Below are 16,543 nucleotides of genomic sequence, written 5' to 3'. Positions count from 1 at the left end.
GTGGGCAACCGGTTCGCCCAGAGGGCGGAACGGGTGGGCACAGCCCATGTTCCGGCCAGCCGTCACGTATGCGCCCACCCGGCTACGCGGTACTCCGGTTCCGGCAAGCGACCTTCCTGGTCCACCGCCGCTCCGGGGCGGTAGCGGCCGCCCTGGCCGCCCTACTGGCCACCGCCTGCCTGGCGTACCTCTGCACGGGCGAGACCTACGTACCCCCCGAGGAAGCCCTGAAGGCCCTCTTCGGCCACCCCACCCCCCACGACCTGGTGGTGAACACCCTCCGCACCCCGAGGATGACGGTCGGCCTCCTGGTCGGCGGAGCCTTCGGCGTCGCGGGCGCCCTCATCCAGACGGTCGCCCGCAACCCCCTGGCCAGCCCGGACATCATCGGCATCAGCCAGGGCGCGAGCGCCCTGACGGTGGGCGCGATGACGTACGGCCTCACCGGGCACACGGCGCTCCCGTACCTCGCCGTGGCGGGCGGCACCCTGGCCGCCGCCCTGGTGTACGTGTTCGCCTGGCGGGGCGGCCTGCACGCCACCCGCTTCGTCCTCGTCGGCATCGGCTTCGCCATCGCGCTGCGCTCGGTGACCACGCTGTTCCTGACGAAGGGCGACCACCTGGTCGCCCAGCAGGCGCAGATCTGGATGACGGGCTCCCTGAACGGCCGCGGCTGGCCGGAGGCGGAACCCCTCGCCCTCACCCTCCTCGCCCTGCTCCCCTTCGTGGCCTGGGCGGCACGGGCCCAGCGCGCGGTCACCCTGGACGACGACACGGCGACCGCGCTCGGCACCCGCCTGGGCGGCGTCCGCCTCGGCCTGGTCCTGCTCGGCGTCGTCCTCGCGTCGCTGGCGACGGGCGCCGCGGGCCCCGTCGACTTCGTCGCGCTGCTCGCCCCGCAGATCGCCCGCCGCCTCACCCGCACCGCGCAGATCCCGCTGCTCTCCTCGGCCCTGCTCGGCGCCCTCGTGGTCGTCGCCGCCGACCTCCTCGCCCGCAGGCTGTTCGCGCCGACCGAGCTGCCGGTGGGCGTCCTGACGGCGGCCGTGGGAGCCCCGTACCTGATCTGGCTGATCGTGCGCAGCCGTACCGTCCGCGATGGAGGCACCGCGTGACCGCCCCCGCCCGCACCCCCGCCCACGCCCGCCTCGCGGCCCGCGAGCTGACCCTCGCCTACGAGGACCGCACGGTCGTGCACGGCCTCGACCTCGCGGTCCCCGACGGCCGGGTCACCGTCGTCGTCGGCCCGAACGCCTGCGGCAAGTCCACGACCCTGCGGGCGCTCGGCCGCCTCCTCAAGCCCAGGGGCGGGGCGGTCCTGCTCGACGGCGAAGCCCTCGCGAAGCTGCCCACGCGGCACATCGCCCAGCGCATCGGGCTGCTCCCGCAGTCCCCCCTCGCCCCCGGGGCCATCACCGTCGCCGACCTGGTGGCGCGCGGCCGGCAGCCGCACCAGCGCTGGTGGCAGCAGTGGTCCGACGCCGACGAGAGGGCGGTGACCGAGGCGATGGAGCGCACCGACGTGACCGCGCTCGCCGAGCGGCCCGTGGACGAGCTGTCGGGCGGGCAGCGGCAGCGCGTGTGGATCGCGATGGCGCTCGCCCAGGAGACGGAGCTGCTGCTCCTGGACGAGCCGACGACATACCTCGACATCGCCCACCAGGTCGAGGTCCTCGACCTGGTGCGGCAGCTCAACCACGACCGGGGGCGGACCGTCGTGGTCGTCCTGCACGACCTGAACCAGGCCGCCCGGTACGCCGACCACCTCGTCGCCATGAAGGACGGGCGGATCGCCGCCACCGGCACGCCCGCCGAGGTCGTCACCGAGGACCTCGTACGCGAGGTCTTCGGCCTGGAGTGCGTGGTGGTCCCCGATCCGGTCACCGGGTCCCCGCTGGTGGTGCCCGGCACACCGTGGCAGCCCCCGCCCCCCGCCGCGGAGGCACCGGCCCCCGGCCCCCCGGCCGACCCGGCCACCCCCGAAGAACCCGCCGACCCCGAAGACCCCGCAGTTCCCTAAGACCCCGCAGATCCCCAGGACCGCAAGCCCTCTCCCGACGAAAGGCCTGCCTCATGAACGGATCCTCCCGCCGCCCCCTCGCCCTGTCCGGCGCCCTCGTCCTGTCCTGTGTGCTCGCGCTGTCGGCCTGCGGTTCCTCCGACGACTCGGGCGGCTCCGGCGCGGGCGCGGGCAGGACGCGTACCGTCAAGACCGCCATGGGTGACGTCGAGGTCAAGGAGAGGCCCGAGCGGGTCGTGGTGCTCGACACCGCCGAGCTGGACTCCGCGATCACTCTCGGGGTGAAGCCGGTCGGCGCCACGCACGTCTCGGCGTCCGGCGGGTTCCTGAGCTATCTGCCGGAGGACGAGGTCGCGGGCGTCAAGGACGTCGGCGAGATGACGAACCCGAACCTGGAGGCCATCGCCGCGCTGAAGCCCGATCTGATCCTCACCTCCAAGATCCGGCACGCGGCGAAGTACGACCAGCTGAAGAAGATCGCCCCGACGGTGATGACGGAGACCACCGGCTACCCCTGGAAGGACAACTTCCGCACGCACGCCGACGCCCTCGGCAGGAAGGCGGAGGCGAAGAAGGCCGTCGCCGACTACACCGCCCACGCGAAGGAGGTCACGGCGGCGCTCGGCGGTCCCGCGAAGGCCGGGGCGACCGAGGTGAACGTCCTGCGCTTCATCGAGGGCGCGGACATCCGCGTCTACGGCGAGCAGACCTACATCGCCACGATCCTCAAGGACGTGGGCCTCGGGCGGGCGCCGATCTCCGCGAAGGCCAAGGACGGCTTCTCCTACGACGTGTCGCCCGAGAAGATCGACCTCGCTGACGCCGACGTCATCTTCCGGTCCACGTACGGCGATCCGGAGAAGGCCAAGCAGACGCAGACCGTGGGCAGCGGCCTGTGGAAGAACATGCGGGCGGTCAAGTCCGGTGACGTGCACGTCGTCGACGACGAGCTGTGGATCCAGGGCATCGGCTACACCGCCGCCGCGAAGATCCTGGACGAGCTGCGGGCGGACCTCACGAGGAAGTAGGCCCGCCGGGACCCGGCTGACGGGTCCCGCCCCCCGGCTCCCGGCCCCCGGGAGCCGCTACTCCTCCACCGGCCCCCGCCGCTGCGACCGCCACACCAGGAACAGCGCGGAGGCGACGGCGGCGCCGCGCACCACCCACGGCCAGGTCTCGGCCACGGCTTCGTTCATATGGCCCTTGACGATGGTCTCGCCCCACTTGCCCTGCGAGCGCCCCCACAGCCAGCCGACACCCGCGGCGACGGAGAGCCCGGGCAGCACGAACACGCCGACCTTCTTCTCGGCGCCGCTGAGCTTGCGCGAGAACCAGGCGACGACCCAGCCCGCGGTCAGCGCGAACCAGTTGCCGATGACCGCGCCCGCGACGAGCGTGGCCGCGGCGAGCAGCACCATGGGGCTGCTGAGGGACACGGCCCGGACGGCGACCGCGGCCTTCGCGGCGCCGTCCCCCGCCTTCGCCGCGGCGCCCCTGGGCGCGGGTTCCGGCAGCGCGGGCCGCCCCGCGGGGCGCTTCGCGGCGGAGGGCAGCGGCCGGAACCGGCGCCGCGGGACCGCCGCCTCGACGGCGCCGCCGCCCTCCCCGCCCTCGTCCTCGTCGTACGCGTCGTCCTCGTCGTCGTCCGCGGCGGCCCCGGGGGCCTTGGTGCCGCCCGCGGTCCCGGCCGCGCCGGGCTTGTCCATCGTCACGGAAGGGCGCTGGAGCATCTCCGGGATCTCCACGCCGCCCGTGAAGCCGTGCACGGTGTCGCGCTCCGGGGCGGGGCCCGACCCCTCACCGCCCACCCGCCACCAGTCGGGCGGGAGGTCGGCGTGGTCGCCGAGTTCCTCGGTGCTCGCCAGGTGCGGCGGGGCGGGGCCGGGGGGCGGCGGGGGCGCGGGGGCCTGCGCGGCGCGGCGGGCGGCGCGGGCGGGCGGACGGCGGGCGGGACGGGCGCCGGGGTCGTCGGCCGAAGCACCGGCGTCCCGGCCACCCCGGGCGGTCCCGGCACCCCCGGCGCTCCCGGCACCCCCGGCACTCCCGGCGTCCCCGAAGTCCCCGGCCGGGTCGGCCTCGCGGCCCCGGTCGGCCTTGCGGGCCGGTGCCGGGCGCAGGCGCGGGCGGGGCACGGCGCGGCGCAGGCGGCCCGGCTCCGGGACGACGCGGCGCAGCCGGGCCGCCGTCGACGACGTCGTCGGCTCGTCGGACGGCGCGGGGATGGCCGCGGACACGTCGTCGGGGTGGTCGGCCGCCGCGTCCACGAGGTCGTCGGGCGAGCCGAGGCGGTCCAGGATGCGGCGGACCGCGGCGGGGCTGTCGGGGGCGCCGACGCGGCGGCGGTCGATCTCGCCGCGCAGTCCCGAGACCAGCCGCATCCGGGTGCCTGACGGCAGTTGACGCTGCTGGGCCACGTCGCCGACGCGGCTCAGGTAGTCGAAGACGAGCTGGTCGCTCTCGATCCCCACGAAGTTCCCTCCGGGGCTGCGGTGTTGGCTGCGGTGTTGTGGGCCCGGACCTCGACGTTACCGTGATCCGCGGCCCCGGGTCCCCCGCATACGGTGAGATCATCAGCCCCTCTCGCGCCCCCTCGCACTCTCGCGCGCCCTCTCGTGTCACAGAACGTCGACAGCGCCCGCCGCGCGCCAACCGAACACACGTCTGTCGCACTCTCCTTGGGCGTCCGACACCCGTGCCCGCTGACCGTCGCCTGCCGAGGAGACACCTGCCATGCCCGCGACACCCTCTTCCGTTTCCGTGGTCCGCCGTCTCCGTGGCCGGGCCACCGGACTCGCCGTGGCCGGTACGGCCCTCGCCCTCGTCGCGGCGGTCCCGGCGACGGCCGTCACCCCGCGGGCGGCTCCCGCCGCTGCCGCCGACCCGGTGTCCGTACTGAAGTTCAAGGCCGCGGAGCGCGAGGAGGCCCTCGCCTACTGGACGCCCGCCCGCATGAAGGCCGTCGGCCGGTCGGTGGACCTCGGCCCGACCGGGCCGAAGGCCAAGCCGTGGGAGGGGCCCAAGTTGAAGACCGTGGGGCGGCTGTTCTTCGTCAACTCCACGGGCGCCGACACCTGGTGCACGGCCACCGCCGTGCAGAGCGCCAACCGCTCCGCCGTGATGACCGCCGCGCACTGCGTGCGCCGGGGCTCCTCCCCCTGGAACACCAACTCGTCGATGGTGTTCGCCCCCGGCTACCACAAGGGCAAGGCGCCGCACGGCGTGTTCCCGGTCCGCCAGGCCATGACCCCGCGCGCGTGGGAGACGGAGTCCACCGACGACCTGTCCGCGCTCGTCGTCTCGCCCGACAAGAACGGCAGGAAGCTCACCGACGTCGTGGGCGGCCGCGCCGTCGCCTTCGACCGGCCCGTCGGCGGCACGGTCTCCGCCCTCGGCTACTCCGCCACCCGCCCGCAGCGCGGCGAGTCGCTGCTGCGGTGCGTCGGCAGGGCCAAGAAGGACCAGGGCACGCAGTCCATCCCCTGCGACCTGAGCGGCGGCGCCAGCGGCGGACCCTGGTTCGCCGACTTCAGCGCCACCACCGGCCGGGGCACCTTGATCTCGGTCAACAGCTCGCTCGACTCCCTGGAGCCGACGAAGATGTTCGGTGAGGTCTTCGGTTCCCTCGCGAAGAAGGTGTACGAGAAGGCGCAGCGCGCCTGACGGCGGGTCGGGCGGGGTACGGCGTCACCGGGCGGCCCCGGTGACGCCGTACCGCAGCCTTCGCCGCCTGCGCCGCCCTCGCTGCCTTCGCTGCCTTCGGTTCAGTCGCCGACCACCAGGCCCCGCTGGCGCTGTCTGTGCAGCCTGCCGACCGCCACGAGTTGCCGGTGCTCCCACTCCGTGGCCCGGCGCAGCCGGTAGAAGGCCACCCGCCACTCCATTCCCGTCGGACGGGACAGTTCCACGTACAGGCCGTCGACGCGCCGCACCACGGCGGGCATCTGATAGACCCGGTCGTAGACCACCATGCCGCCGCACAGCTCCTCCGGCGACGCGAAGTTCGCGCCCTGTGCCGTCATCCCTTCATCGCCTTCCGGCTGTGCTCGTTCGCCACGGCGACGCGGGCGCTCAGCAGTTCGGTGGCGTCCACGAGTTCGACCCCTGCCGGGTCGGCGTCCCACTCCCTGCCGCCCGCGAGGGGCCTTAGTTGTACGTAGGGGCCCTCGTGGCCCATCACGCGGCCGAGGGCGCCGGTCGTGCCGTCCCTGACGGTGCTGCCGAGCGCGGGCTTGGCTGGGTACATCCGCTCCACCTCCCGGGTCCGGACCCTCTCCGCAGGAAGTCCTGTGCGGAGAGCGACGGTTGGGCTACCGTGCGTATTCCGGGTACTTCGAGCATGGCCCGGGATTCGGGGGTGAATACCGCCGACCGGCTGTAGTTCCGGGGCGTACGGGGGTAGTTCCGCATCTGCCGTGGAGGAGAACGTCATGCCGCCCAGGCGGGCAGTCACTGGCCGTAGTCAGGAACCGAGGCTCCGCTTCGCGGAGGAGCTGCGCGCGTTGCGCACCGGGCGGGGGGAGAGCCTGCGGCGGCTGGGGGAGGTGGTGGGCTGGGATCCGTCCCTCTTCGGGAAGATGGAGAAGGGGGAGACCCTGGGCGGGCCCGAGGTGGCGGAGGCCTTGGATCAGCATTACGGGACGCCGAGGTTTCTGCTGACGCTGTGGGAGTTGGCCATCGGCGACCCGGCGCAGTTCCGTGAGCAGTACCGGCGGTACATGGCGCTGGAAGCTGAGGCGGTGAACTTGTGGCACTTTGCCGTGAGCGTGCCTCCTGGGCTTCTTCAGACAGAGGGGTACGCGTACGAGCTACTCGCGGCTGGCGGCTTCAAGGGCCAAGAACTGACGCGACAGGTCGAAGCGCGGATAGGTCGGCAGGTGCTGCTGGAGGGTGACGACCCGCCCCCCTTCCGCAGCGTCCTGTCTGAGGCTGTACTGCGGACACCGCTGCGGGACCCACAGGCATGGCGAGTGCAGCTGGAGCACCTTGCGGAGATGGCCGAACGTCCGAACGTGGCGCTGCATGTACTGCCTCAGGCGGCGGGCCTGCACGGTCTGGACAGCCTGGCCACGATGTTTCTGCGCCTGTCGGACGGGCGTTCCGTGGCTTACCTTGAGAACCCCTTCCGGGGTGAACTGATCGAGACAGTCGGGGAAGTTGAGTTGCTGCAACGTGCCTACGATGCGGTGCGCGACAAGACTTTGTCCCCCGTAGCATCGCGGAAGTTTATCGGGCAGATTTTGGAGGAAGTGCCTTGCGCACCATCGACCTGAGCGCTGCCGCCTGGCGGAAGAGCTCCTACAGCAACTCGGCCGGCGGCGAATGCGTAGAGGTCTCCCACGACTTCCTGGCCACCGCCTCCTGGCGCAGGAGCAGCCACAGCAACTCGAACGGCGGCGCATGCCTCGAAGTCGCCGACAACAGCCCGGCAGGGCTCGTCCCCATACGTGACAGCAAGAACCCCGCAGGCCCGGCACTGATCCTCTCGGCCCCCGCCTGGTCCGCCTTCCTCGGAGGCGTCAAAGCGGGGGGCTGACCCGCCACGCACACCCGGCCCGGCGGGCAACCCGCTACCGTGGCCAGGATGAGCAACCCGGACGCCCCCCGTTCCCTGGCGGAAGCCCTCAGGGCGTGCGACGACGCGGCCATGGTCGCGTTGTTGCGGGCCCGGCCGGACCTCCTCACGCCGGTACCGAACGACCTGACGCAGCTCGCGACGCGCGCGGGCACGCGGGCGTCCGTCGTACGCGCCCTGGAGCGCCTCGACCGGTTCACGCAGCAGGTCGCGGAAGCCCTCGCGGTCGCGTCGGAACCGGCCGCGTACGGGGAGCTGCTCGGCCTCGTCGCGGGCGACGGCGAGCCGGGCGAGCTGCGGGGCGCCCTGGACCGGGCCCTGGCGACGCTGCGCGGGCAGGCCCTGGTGTGGGGCGGCGATGACCGGTTCCGCCTGGTGCGGACCGCGAGGGAACTGCTCGCGCCGACGCCGCAGCGGCCCTCGCCGACGGGCCTCGGGCCGACCGTGGGCGAGGCGATGGCGGGGATGTCGCCGGGCCGCGTACAGAGCCTGGTCTCGGCGGCGGGCCTCCCGGCGACCCACGACGCGGTGTCGGCGGTGGAGGCGCTGACAGCCCTGTTCACCGACCGCAAGCGGATGTCGGCGCTCCTGGACGAGGCGCCCCCGGAGTCCGTGGAGGTGCTCTCACGCCTCGTGTGGGGTCCGCCGTACGGGCAGGTCACCGCCGAACCGGCGGCACACCTGCGCTGGCTCATCGACCGGGGGCTGCTCCTGCCGACGGCGCCGGGGACGGTGGTGCTGCCCCGCGAAGTCGCCCTGCACCTGCGCGGGGGCCGCGCCCACCGCGTACTGGAGGCGGTCCCGCCGCCCGTCGTGGCCGCGCGCGAACACCGTCCACAGGTTGTGGACAGCACCGCGGCGGGCCAGGCGCACACGGCGCTCGCCACCGTCGAGGAACTCCTCAAGGACTGGGACGAGGGCGGCCCCGCCGTGCTGCGGGCGGGCGGCCTGAGCGTGCGCGACCTGAAGCGGACCGCGGTGGCGTTGGACGTGCCGGAGCCGCAGGCGGCGTTCTGGGTGGAGCTCGCCTACGCGGCGGGACTCCTCGCGGCGGACGGCGAGGCCGACGAGCGGTACGCGGCCACCCCCGCGTACGACACCTGGCAGGAACTGCCCGTCGCCGAGCGGTGGACGCGGCTCGCCACCGCCTGGCTGGTCGCGACCCGCACGCCGGGCCTCGTCGGCGGACGCGACAGCAAGGACCGCACGCTGTCCGCACTCGGGTCCGGCCTCGACCGCTCCTCCGCGCCCGAGGTGCGGGCACGCGTGCTCGGGCTGCTCGCCGAACTGCCCGAGGGCGCCGCCCCCGACACGGACTCCGTACTCGCCCGGCTCCACTGGGAACGGCCCCCCGGCCCGGGCACCTCCGACCTGCGGGCCCGCCTCGCCCACTGGACCCTGGAGGAGGCCGAACTCCTCGGCGTCACGGGACGGGGTGCCTTGTCCGCGCACGGCCGCGCTCTGCTGCTTGCCGGGGGCCTTGAGCAGCCCTCACCGCCGCCGCCCGGCGGCTCCCCCACCCACCAGGCGGGAGCCGACAGCGCGACGGGCGGCCCGGCAGCCGGAACGCCGGGCGCGGCCCGGACGAGCGGGACGAGCGGCGTGGCCGCGGACGGCACCGCCCGCGCGCAGTCACGCACCACGGCCGCGGGCGGCACCGCCCGCGTACCGGCGGACAGCACCGGCCACGCGCGAGCGGGCGGCGACGGCGCCGCGTCGGGTGCGGGAGCCGCCCCCTACCGGCCCCCCACCGCCGCCGAACTCGCCGCCGCGGGCAAGCAGGCCACCCGCCTGCTCACCCCCCTGCTCCCCGAACCCCTCGACCACGTACTGCTCCAAGCCGACCTCACCGCCGTCGCGCCCGGGCCCCTGCAACGGCCCCTCGCCGAAGCCCTCTCGGTGCTCGCCGACATCGAGTCCAAGGGCGGCGCCACGGTGTACCGGTTCACGCCCGGCTCCGTGCGCCGCGCGCTCGACGCCGGGCAGAGCGCGTCCGACCTGCACGCCTTCCTCACCGCGCACTCCCGTACCCCGGTGCCGCAGCCCCTGGCGTACCTGATCGACGACGTCGCGCGGAAACACGGCCACCTGCGCATCGGCGCCGCCTCCGCCTACGTACGCTGCGACGACGAGGGCGTACTGAACGAGATCCTCGCCGACAAGCGCGGCGAGGGGCTGCGCCTGAGGCGGCTCGCGCCGACCGTGCTCGCCACCCCTGCCGACCCCGCGACCCTCCTGGAAGGGCTCCGCGCCATGGGCTTCGCGCCCTCGGCGGAGAGCGCCGAGGGCGACGTCCTGATCACCCGCGCGCACAGCCACCGCACACCGCCGCGCACCCCGCCCGAGCCGGTGCCCGACGGCCCGCCGCTGCCGGACGCCACCCTCATCGGCGCCGCAGTACGCGCCATCCGCGCCGGCGACCTCGCCTCCACGGCCCCGCGCAAGGCCGCGCCCGCCACCGCCCCCGGCGAACTGCCCCGCACCGCCGCCGCCGAGACCCTCGCCACCATGCAGGCCGCCGTCCTCACCGGCGAGGCCCTGTGGATCGGCTACGTCAACGCCGAGGGCGCCGCGAGCCAGCGCGTCATCGCGCCCGTACGCGTCGAGGGCGGCTTCGTCACCGCCTACGACCACACGGCCGACGAGGTCCGCACCTACCCGCTGCACCGGGTCACGGGTGTGGCGGAACTGGCGGACGACCCGAGCTGACCACGGGGCCCGGCAGGGCCTTGCCGCCGGACCCGGCAGGGCGCTCCCCCTTGCGCGTCCAGCGGTGCCACCAGTGGTGGCGCCGCGGGTGCAGCGCACGGCCGAGGCGCCGCCCGGCGATGAGATAACCGATCAGCGCCCCCGCCGTGTTCAGGAGCACGTCGTCGATGTCGAAGGCCCGCCCGGTGACGAGAACGCCCTGCGCGGTCTCCACCATCAGCATCACCAGGGCCGTCACCGCGGCGACCCGCGCGAGGCCGCGCGCCCTCGGCATCAGCATCGGCAGCAGCACGCCGAACGGCACGCCGAGCAGGATGTTGCCGCCGATCTGCTTGATCGTGTCCTTGAAGTCCGGCTGGTCCAGATACGCGCTGATGGAGTCGCCGGGGCGCAGGTTGGTGTGGGTGAGGTCGGTGGACCCGGGTGAGGGCACCAGGGTGGCCCTGGCCAGCAGGACGGCGAAGCCGACCATGCAGACGAAGCTGAGCAGCAGGACCAGGCCGCGGGCGAGGACCGCGGTGCGGGTCCCGCGTTGCAGCCGCGGCACCGTCGCCGCCCGCTCGTCACCGGGCGCGGCGTGGCGCTGGGGGCCGCCCTCGTCGCGGCGCCCAGGGCTCTTGTCGTAAGCGGGTTCGGGGCTGGTCGCGTAAACGGGTTCGGGGCTGGTCGCGTATGCGGGCCCGGGGCTGGTCGCGTATGCGGGCCCGGGACTGGTCGCGTGAGCGGGCCCGGGACTGGTCGCGTGAGCGGGCCCGGGGCCCTGCTCGTAACGGGGCGCATCGCCCTTCTCGTAACCGTGCTCGTGCGTCGGCTCGGCAGTCATACCCCCCGGATACCCCCGAGCACGCGTCGTAGCGGAGTTCTCCGGGAGCGGGTCCTCCGGTGTCCGGTGGCGGGTCCTCCGGTGGCGGAGAACATCCCCCGGGGGCCCGCTCGGCGCACGCCCCGGCGCGCCAGGCGCACCGCGCCACCCGCCCGCCGCTCCGCGCCCCGGCCCGTCAGGACCACCTTCGGCCAACTCCCGCACGCACACATATCGTTACCCATAGCCTACATAGCGTGACGGTCACGAAACAGTTGCTCGATTCCGATCCGCGGCGCCTCGGGCCCTACCGCCTCGTGGGCGTGCTCGGACGCGGCGGCATGGGCGAGGTCTTCCTCGGGCGGGACCGCGGGGGGCGGCTCGTCGCCGTCAAGCGGGTGCGGCCCTCGTTGGTGCACGAGCGGGACGCCCGGCGGCGGTTCGCCCGCGAGGTCGCGGCGGCCCGCAGGGTCGAGAGCCCCCTCGTCGCGCAGGTCCTCGACGCCGCCCCGGACGCGGACCAGCCGTGGCTCGCCACGGAGTACGTACCGGGCATCGCGCTCTCCGAGGCCGTCGACACCTACGGGCCGCTCCCGGAGCCGTACGTGCGCGCCCTCGCCCGGCAGCTCACGGACGCCCTCGCCGCGATCCACCGCGCCGGGCTCGTGCACCGCGACTTCAAGCCGTCGAACGTCCTGCTGAGCGCGTACGGCCCCCGCGTACTCGACTTCGGCGTCGCCCGGCACCTGCACGCGAGCACCTTCACCACCAGCCAGGCCTTCCTCGGCACGCCCGCGTTCGCCGCGCCCGAGCAGTGGGACGCGGCCGGCCTCACCGGCGCCGCGGACGTCTTCTCGCTGGCGTCGACGCTGGTGTTCGCGCTGCGCAAGCGGGCGCCCTTCGACGCGGAGGACATGTGGCAGGTGATGTACGCGATCCGCTTCGACGAACCCGACCTGTCGGACCTGCCCTGCCACTGGCAGGCCCTGACCACGCTCTGCCTCGCCAAGGACCCGGCCCGGCGCCCCACCCTGACCGAGCTGGCCACGGCGCTCGACCACTTCCCCGCCGGCGCGGAGGACGCCGCCCTGCCCGACGGCCTCGCCGAACTGCTCCCCGCGCCCGCCGCACCCCGCACGCCCGGCCCCCGCACGCGCGTGCCGGTGCCCGGCCCCGGACGGCGTGAGGTGCTGCGGGCGGGAGCCGCGGCGCTGCTCGGGGTGGGGTGCGCGGGCCTGGTGGCGGGGGACCGGCGGACGGGGGCCGACGTGTGGACGTTCCGCACGCACGGCGCGGTCCACCAGCTCCTTGCCGCGGACGGGACGCTGTACGCGGTGGACTCCGCGGGCTACGTGTACGCCCTGGACGCGCGCACCGGCGAGCCCCTGTGGAGCGAGTGGCTCGACCTGGGCAGCACCCGGCCCGGGCTCGGCGGCCCGGCCGTCGGCGCCCCGGGGCTCTACGTCACGGGCGACACGCTGTACGCGCTGAACCCGACGTCCGGGCAGGAGCGGTGGAACCTCGGCCTGGGCGCGGCCGGCGCCCCGGTGGTGACGCAGCAGGCCGTCTGCGTGATCACCTCCGACGCGTACGGCACCGGTGACGAACTCGCCCTCGTGGACCCCTACCTGGGCGAGCAGATCTCCGTGGGGCCCGACGGTCTCGCGGCCCGGGTGCGGGGCGGGCGCGGCGCGTTCACGGCGCCCGCGGCGGTCGACGGAACCACCCTCGTCCTCGGTGAGCGCAGGGGTTCCCGCGGCTTCCTGCACCGCGTCGGCCTCGCCGACCGGCGCGACCACCGCACCGTCCTCCTGCCGGGGGACGCGCTGCCGGCCCCCGCCGCGCCCCTCGTACGCAACGGCATCGCCTACCTCGGCACGACGGGCCCCGGCGCCGGACTGGCCGCCGTCGACGTGCACCGCATGCGGCCCGTCTGGTCCCGCCCCCTCGGCCCGCCCGGCGAGACGTGGTCCACGCCCGTGTTCGACGACGTCACCAACCTCGTCCACCTCACCGGCCGCACCGGCGGCGTCCACGCCGTCGACCGCGGCACCGGCGAGTACGCCTGGTCCCGCCGCCCCACGGCCCCCACCCCCAGCACCCCCGCGCTCACCGAAGCCGTCCTGTACGTCCTCACCCTGGCCGGCGACCTGATCGCCCTGAACACCCTCGACCGCGGCGCCCCCGTGCAGCGGCGCTCCTACGTCCCCTTCCCCACCGGCGCCACGGTCCCCGCCCCCGTCACGACTCCCGGCCTCGTCCACTTCGCCACCGCCGACCACGTCGTCCGCGCGGTCCCCCAGACGTCCGCCCTGCCCGCGTAGGCCCGTGCGCGCGGGCACCAGGGGCACTCCCCCGGCGGCAGGGGTCCGTCCCGGCGGCGATGCGGCACACTGGATGTTTGGCCTAGCGAAAGGGCACCCACCGGTGAACGGACCGCTCATCGTCCAGTCGGACAAGACTCTGCTGCTCGAGGTGGACCACGAGCAGGCCGACGCCTGCCGCCGCGCCATCGCCCCGTTCGCGGAGCTGGAGCGCGCACCCGAACACATCCACACCTACCGGCTCACGCCCCTCGGCCTGTGGAACGCCCGCGCCGCCGGGCACGACGCCGAGCAGGTCGTCGACGCCCTCGTCGAGTTCTCCCGCTATCCCGTGCCGCACGCCCTGCTCGTGGACGTCGCCGAGACCATGGCCCGCTACGGCCGCCTCACCCTCTCCAAGCACCCCGCCCACGGCCTGGTCCTGACCAGCACCGACCGCCCGGTCCTGGAGGAGATCCTCCGCTCGAAGAAGGTCCAGCCGCTGGTCGGCGCGCGCGTCGACCCGGACACGGTCGCCGTGCACCCCTCCGAGCGCGGCCAGATCAAGCAGACCCTGCTGAAGCTGGGCTGGCCCGCGGAGGACCTCGCCGGGTACGTCGACGGCGAGGCCCACGCCATCGACCTGGACGAGACCGGCTGGGCCCTGCGCCCCTACCAGCGGCAGGCCGTGGAGAACTTCTGGCACGGCGGCAGCGGCGTCGTCGTGCTGCCCTGCGGCGCGGGCAAGACCCTCGTCGGCGCGGGCGCCATGGCCGAGGCCAAGGCGACCACGCTGATCCTCGTCACCAACACGGTCTCCGCCCGCCAGTGGAAGCACGAACTGGTCAAGCGGACCTCCCTCACCGAGGACGAGATCGGCGAGTACAGCGGTACGAAGAAGGAGATCCGCCCCGTCACCATCGCCACCTACCAGGTCCTCACGACCCGGCGGAAGGGCGTCTATCCGCACCTGGAGCTGTTCGACTCCCGCGACTGGGGCCTCATCCTCTACGACGAGGTGCACCTGCTGCCCGCGCCCGTCTTCAAGTTCACCGCCGACCTCCAGGCGCGGCGGCGGCTCGGGCTCACGGCGACCCTCGTGCGCGAGGACGGCCGCGAGTCGGACGTCTTCTCGCTCATCGGGCCCAAGCGGTTCGACGCGCCCTGGAAGGAGATCGAGGCGCAGGGGTACATCGCGCCCGCCGACTGCGTCGAGGTCCGCGTCAACCTCACCGACTCCGAGCGGCTCGCGTACGCCACCGCCGAGGCCGAGGAGAAGTACCGCTTCTGCGCGACCACCGCGACCAAGCGCAAGGTCACCGAGGCGCTCGTGCGCAAGCACGCGGGGCAGCAGACGCTCGTCATCGGCCAGTACATCGACCAGCTCGACGAACTCGGCGAGCATCTCGGCGCCCCCGTCATCAAGGGCGAGACCACCAACGCGCAGCGCGAGAAGCTCTTCGACGCCTTCCGCGAGGGCGAGATCTCCGTCCTCGTCGTCTCCAAGGTCGCCAACTTCTCCATCGACCTGCCCGAGGCCACCGTCGCCATCCAGGTCTCCGGCACCTTCGGCTCCCGCCAGGAGGAGGCCCAGCGCCTCGGCCGCGTCCTGCGCCCCAAGGCCGACGGCCACGAGGCCCGCTTCTACTCCGTCGTCGCCCGCGACACCATCGACCAGGACTTCGCAGCCCACCGCCAGCGGTTCCTGGCGGAACAGGGGTACGCGTATCGGATCCTGGACGCGGATGGGGTGCTTGCGGAGGATGTTTGAGGGGGCCTGGGGGCTGAGGGGGCCCGAGGGCGCTGCGCTCCCTGGACCCCTGCCTCGTGCGGTGCGTCAGCCCGTGGCGGCCACCGGGTGGTCTGGTGCGTCGAGCCACGCCGTCGTGCGGCCGTCGCTCTCCACGGTGAGGCCGAAGCGGTCGATGCCCGGCCGCCCCTGCTCCTCCCACCAGCGGACGGCGGCTTCCACCTCGTCCCAGAGCCGGCGCGGGCCCGACTGCCAGACACGCGTCGCAGCGCCGCCACGGAACAGCACGCACGCCCATGAGCGGTCTGTCAGCCCGTAGAACCACACGGGCCGCGCTCCCTCGCGCCGGTCGGCCACTACTTCGCAGCAGTCGTGGACGCGGAGTCCCAGCGCGAAGCGCAGGGGACTGAAGCGCTCCCCCACGAGCTGTGTCTCCGTGATCCGGGTGGACGACTCGTCGCCGTCCGCCACGGGGCCCGTGACGTACTCGGCATGATCCACCCGCGGGCGGGTCTGGGCACGCAGCTTCATGAACTCCACGTGGCCCGTGAAGGTTCCTGACGCGCTCCGGCCGTCGTCGGCGACAACCAGACGGACCACGGCGTCTTCGTTGCTGTAGTGCGTGCCCCACGGAGCCACGATGACGCCGCCCGGGCGGCTCTGCTCCACCCAGGCCAAGGGGATGGACCGGAGACCGCACGTGGCGATGACCCGGTCGTACGGTGCTGCTTCGGCACAGCCCTCGTAGCCGTCCCCACGGACTACGCGCACGGGTGCTCCGAACCGTTCGAGAGCCGTGCGCGCGCCAGCGGCCACGGCTTCGTCGATCTCCACCGTGACGACGTTGTGAGCCCCGAGCCGGTGGGCGAGCAGCGCCGCGTTCCAGCCCGTGCCCGTGCCGATCTCCAGGACCCGGTTTCCGGGCTGCACGTCCAGGTCCCGCAGCATGGAGAACACCACGCTCGGCATGGACGCGGAGCTGGTCGGCACTGTCCCTGTCCGCGTGCCCGAGTGCTTGCCGTTGTCCCATTGCGTGACGACAGGCGCGTCAGAGTCGGCGTACCGCTGCCACGCCGCCGGGTCGTCCGCCCTGTCGACGACGACACTCCGTGCGGTGCTCATGTCGAAGGGCCACATGAGATCCGGCAGGAACGCGGAGCGCGGTACCGCGGAGAACGCGGGTGCCCAGCCGGACGACAGAATGCCGTTCGACATCAGCGCACTCCCCAGCTCGGCGCGAGTAGAGCGTTCCGTACCGATGTCGGCGTCCACTGGCCACACCTCACTGCGCTTTCGGCCGGGGCGGGTTGGGGGTCCCGGGGCCCCCGTCAGGGGTTGGAGGAGTCGGCGGTCCGGGCCAAGGCTCGCCCGGCAGCGGGTCGCCACC

Annotated in this window: 14 protein-coding genes; 9 read left to right on the top strand and 5 right to left on the bottom strand. The window is 74.0% G+C overall.

The window, feature by feature from the left end; all coding sequences use genetic code 11:
* The first annotated feature begins 68 nt into the window (after nucleotides 1-68).
* The 3 genes from ACH4DX_RS21860 to ACH4DX_RS21850 are packed head-to-tail and all read left to right on the top strand — an operon-like array spanning nucleotide 69 to nucleotide 3,048.
* Complete coding sequence (locus tag ACH4DX_RS21860) at nucleotides 69-1,115, top strand: FecCD family ABC transporter permease (protein WP_398156323.1); 1,047 nt, start codon at nucleotides 69-71, stop codon at nucleotides 1,113-1,115.
* Nucleotides 1,112-2,020, top strand: coding sequence for an ABC transporter ATP-binding protein (locus ACH4DX_RS21855; protein WP_398156322.1), 909 nt, complete (start codon nucleotides 1,112-1,114; stop codon nucleotides 2,018-2,020). Before ACH4DX_RS21860 ends, ACH4DX_RS21855 begins: the two co-directional genes overlap by 4 nt.
* A gap of 53 nt (nucleotides 2,021-2,073) precedes the next feature.
* Complete coding sequence (locus ACH4DX_RS21850) at nucleotides 2,074-3,048, top strand: ABC transporter substrate-binding protein (RefSeq protein ID WP_398156321.1); 975 nt, start codon at nucleotides 2,074-2,076, stop codon at nucleotides 3,046-3,048.
* Nucleotides 3,049-3,105: 57 nt separating this feature from the next.
* On the opposite strand, the gene ACH4DX_RS21845 is transcribed toward ACH4DX_RS21850, so the two are convergent.
* Complete coding sequence (locus ACH4DX_RS21845) at nucleotides 3,106-4,488, bottom strand: hypothetical protein (protein WP_398156320.1); 1,383 nt, start codon at nucleotides 4,486-4,488, stop codon at nucleotides 3,106-3,108.
* A gap of 262 nt (nucleotides 4,489-4,750) precedes the next feature.
* On the opposite strand from ACH4DX_RS21845, the gene ACH4DX_RS21840 reads away from it, so the two are divergent.
* Nucleotides 4,751-5,680: a trypsin-like serine peptidase gene (locus ACH4DX_RS21840; protein ID WP_398156319.1), complete on the top strand. Its 930-nt coding sequence runs from the start codon at nucleotides 4,751-4,753 to the stop codon at nucleotides 5,678-5,680.
* A gap of 101 nt (nucleotides 5,681-5,781) precedes the next feature.
* Here the strand turns inward: ACH4DX_RS21840 and ACH4DX_RS21835 are convergent, their stop codons facing one another.
* Together ACH4DX_RS21835 and ACH4DX_RS21830 are read right to left on the bottom strand one after the other, a co-directional pair.
* A complete protein-coding gene (locus ACH4DX_RS21835; RefSeq protein WP_398121106.1) occupies nucleotides 5,782-6,039 on the bottom strand; it encodes a hypothetical protein in 258 nt (85 codons plus the stop codon).
* Nucleotides 6,036-6,263 (bottom strand): hypothetical protein, encoded by a 228-nt coding sequence (locus ACH4DX_RS21830; protein WP_398121104.1) that lies wholly within the window; start codon nucleotides 6,261-6,263, stop codon nucleotides 6,036-6,038. Before ACH4DX_RS21830 ends, ACH4DX_RS21835 begins: the two co-directional genes overlap by 4 nt.
* Before the next feature lie 184 nt (nucleotides 6,264-6,447).
* Here ACH4DX_RS21830 and ACH4DX_RS21825 point away from each other — a divergent pair, with 184 nt between their 5' ends.
* The 3 genes from ACH4DX_RS21825 to ACH4DX_RS21815 are packed head-to-tail and all read left to right on the top strand — an operon-like array spanning nucleotide 6,448 to nucleotide 10,301.
* Complete coding sequence (locus tag ACH4DX_RS21825) at nucleotides 6,448-7,290, top strand: helix-turn-helix domain-containing protein (RefSeq protein WP_398121461.1); 843 nt, start codon at nucleotides 6,448-6,450, stop codon at nucleotides 7,288-7,290.
* Nucleotides 7,272-7,553: a DUF397 domain-containing protein gene (locus ACH4DX_RS21820; RefSeq protein WP_398121102.1), complete on the top strand. Its 282-nt coding sequence runs from the start codon at nucleotides 7,272-7,274 to the stop codon at nucleotides 7,551-7,553. The genes ACH4DX_RS21825 and ACH4DX_RS21820 overlap by 19 nt, the downstream gene beginning before the upstream one ends.
* Nucleotides 7,554-7,601: 48 nt before the next feature.
* A complete protein-coding gene (locus ACH4DX_RS21815; protein WP_398156318.1) occupies nucleotides 7,602-10,301 on the top strand; it encodes a helicase-associated domain-containing protein in 2,700 nt (899 codons plus the stop codon).
* On the opposite strand, the gene ACH4DX_RS21810 is transcribed toward ACH4DX_RS21815, so the two are convergent.
* Nucleotides 10,264-11,124, bottom strand: coding sequence for a VanZ family protein (locus tag ACH4DX_RS21810; RefSeq protein WP_398156317.1), 861 nt, complete (start codon nucleotides 11,122-11,124; stop codon nucleotides 10,264-10,266). The genes ACH4DX_RS21815 and ACH4DX_RS21810 overlap by 38 nt on opposite strands.
* A 236-nt stretch (nucleotides 11,125-11,360) precedes the next feature.
* Between ACH4DX_RS21810 and ACH4DX_RS21805 the strand changes: the two genes are divergently transcribed.
* Together ACH4DX_RS21805 and ACH4DX_RS21800 are read left to right on the top strand one after the other, a co-directional pair.
* Nucleotides 11,361-13,427 carry a protein kinase gene (locus ACH4DX_RS21805; RefSeq protein ID WP_398156316.1) on the top strand — a complete coding sequence of 689 codons (2,067 nt, stop codon included), beginning with the start codon at nucleotides 11,361-11,363 and terminating at the stop codon, nucleotides 13,425-13,427.
* A 103-nt stretch (nucleotides 13,428-13,530) separates the two neighbouring features.
* Nucleotides 13,531-15,177: a DNA repair helicase XPB gene (locus ACH4DX_RS21800; RefSeq protein ID WP_398121095.1), complete on the top strand. Its 1,647-nt coding sequence runs from the start codon at nucleotides 13,531-13,533 to the stop codon at nucleotides 15,175-15,177.
* A gap of 66 nt (nucleotides 15,178-15,243) precedes the next feature.
* Here the strand turns inward: ACH4DX_RS21800 and ACH4DX_RS21795 are convergent, their stop codons facing one another.
* On the bottom strand, nucleotides 15,244-16,371 hold the full coding sequence (locus tag ACH4DX_RS21795) for a methyltransferase domain-containing protein (protein WP_398156315.1): 1,128 nt from the start codon (nucleotides 16,369-16,371) through the stop codon (nucleotides 15,244-15,246).
* Between the last annotated feature and the right edge of the window lie 172 nt (nucleotides 16,372-16,543).

This window comes from Streptomyces sp. NPDC017940, from assembly GCF_044328435.1.
In the GTDB taxonomy this organism is placed as follows: Bacteria; Actinomycetota; Actinomycetes; order Streptomycetales; family Streptomycetaceae; genus Streptomyces.
This window is presented reverse-complemented; position numbering and strand designations above follow the sequence as displayed.

What these genes read in the sequence shown, in the direction of transcription:
- ACH4DX_RS21860 (WP_398156323.1), top strand. Translation starts at nt 69, where the DNA reads ATGCGCCCACCCGGCTACGCGGTACTCCGGTTCCGGCAAGCGACCTTC.
- ACH4DX_RS21850 (WP_398156321.1), top strand. Translation starts at nt 2,074, where the DNA reads ATGAACGGATCCTCCCGCCGCCCCCTCGCCCTGTCCGGCGCCCTCGTC.
- ACH4DX_RS21840 (WP_398156319.1), top strand. Translation starts at nt 4,751, where the DNA reads ATGCCCGCGACACCCTCTTCCGTTTCCGTGGTCCGCCGTCTCCGTGGC.
- ACH4DX_RS21835 (WP_398121106.1), bottom strand. Translation starts at nt 6,039, where the DNA reads ATGACGGCACAGGGCGCGAACTTCGCGTCGCCGGAGGAGCTGTGCGGC.
- ACH4DX_RS21830 (WP_398121104.1), bottom strand. Translation starts at nt 6,263, where the DNA reads ATGTACCCAGCCAAGCCCGCGCTCGGCAGCACCGTCAGGGACGGCACG.
- ACH4DX_RS21825 (WP_398121461.1), top strand. Translation starts at nt 6,448, where the DNA reads ATGCCGCCCAGGCGGGCAGTCACTGGCCGTAGTCAGGAACCGAGGCTC.
- ACH4DX_RS21815 (WP_398156318.1), top strand. Translation starts at nt 7,602, where the DNA reads ATGAGCAACCCGGACGCCCCCCGTTCCCTGGCGGAAGCCCTCAGGGCG.
- ACH4DX_RS21810 (WP_398156317.1), bottom strand. Translation starts at nt 11,124, where the DNA reads ATGACTGCCGAGCCGACGCACGAGCACGGTTACGAGAAGGGCGATGCG.
- ACH4DX_RS21795 (WP_398156315.1), bottom strand. Translation starts at nt 16,371, where the DNA reads ATGTCGAACGGCATTCTGTCGTCCGGCTGGGCACCCGCGTTCTCCGCG.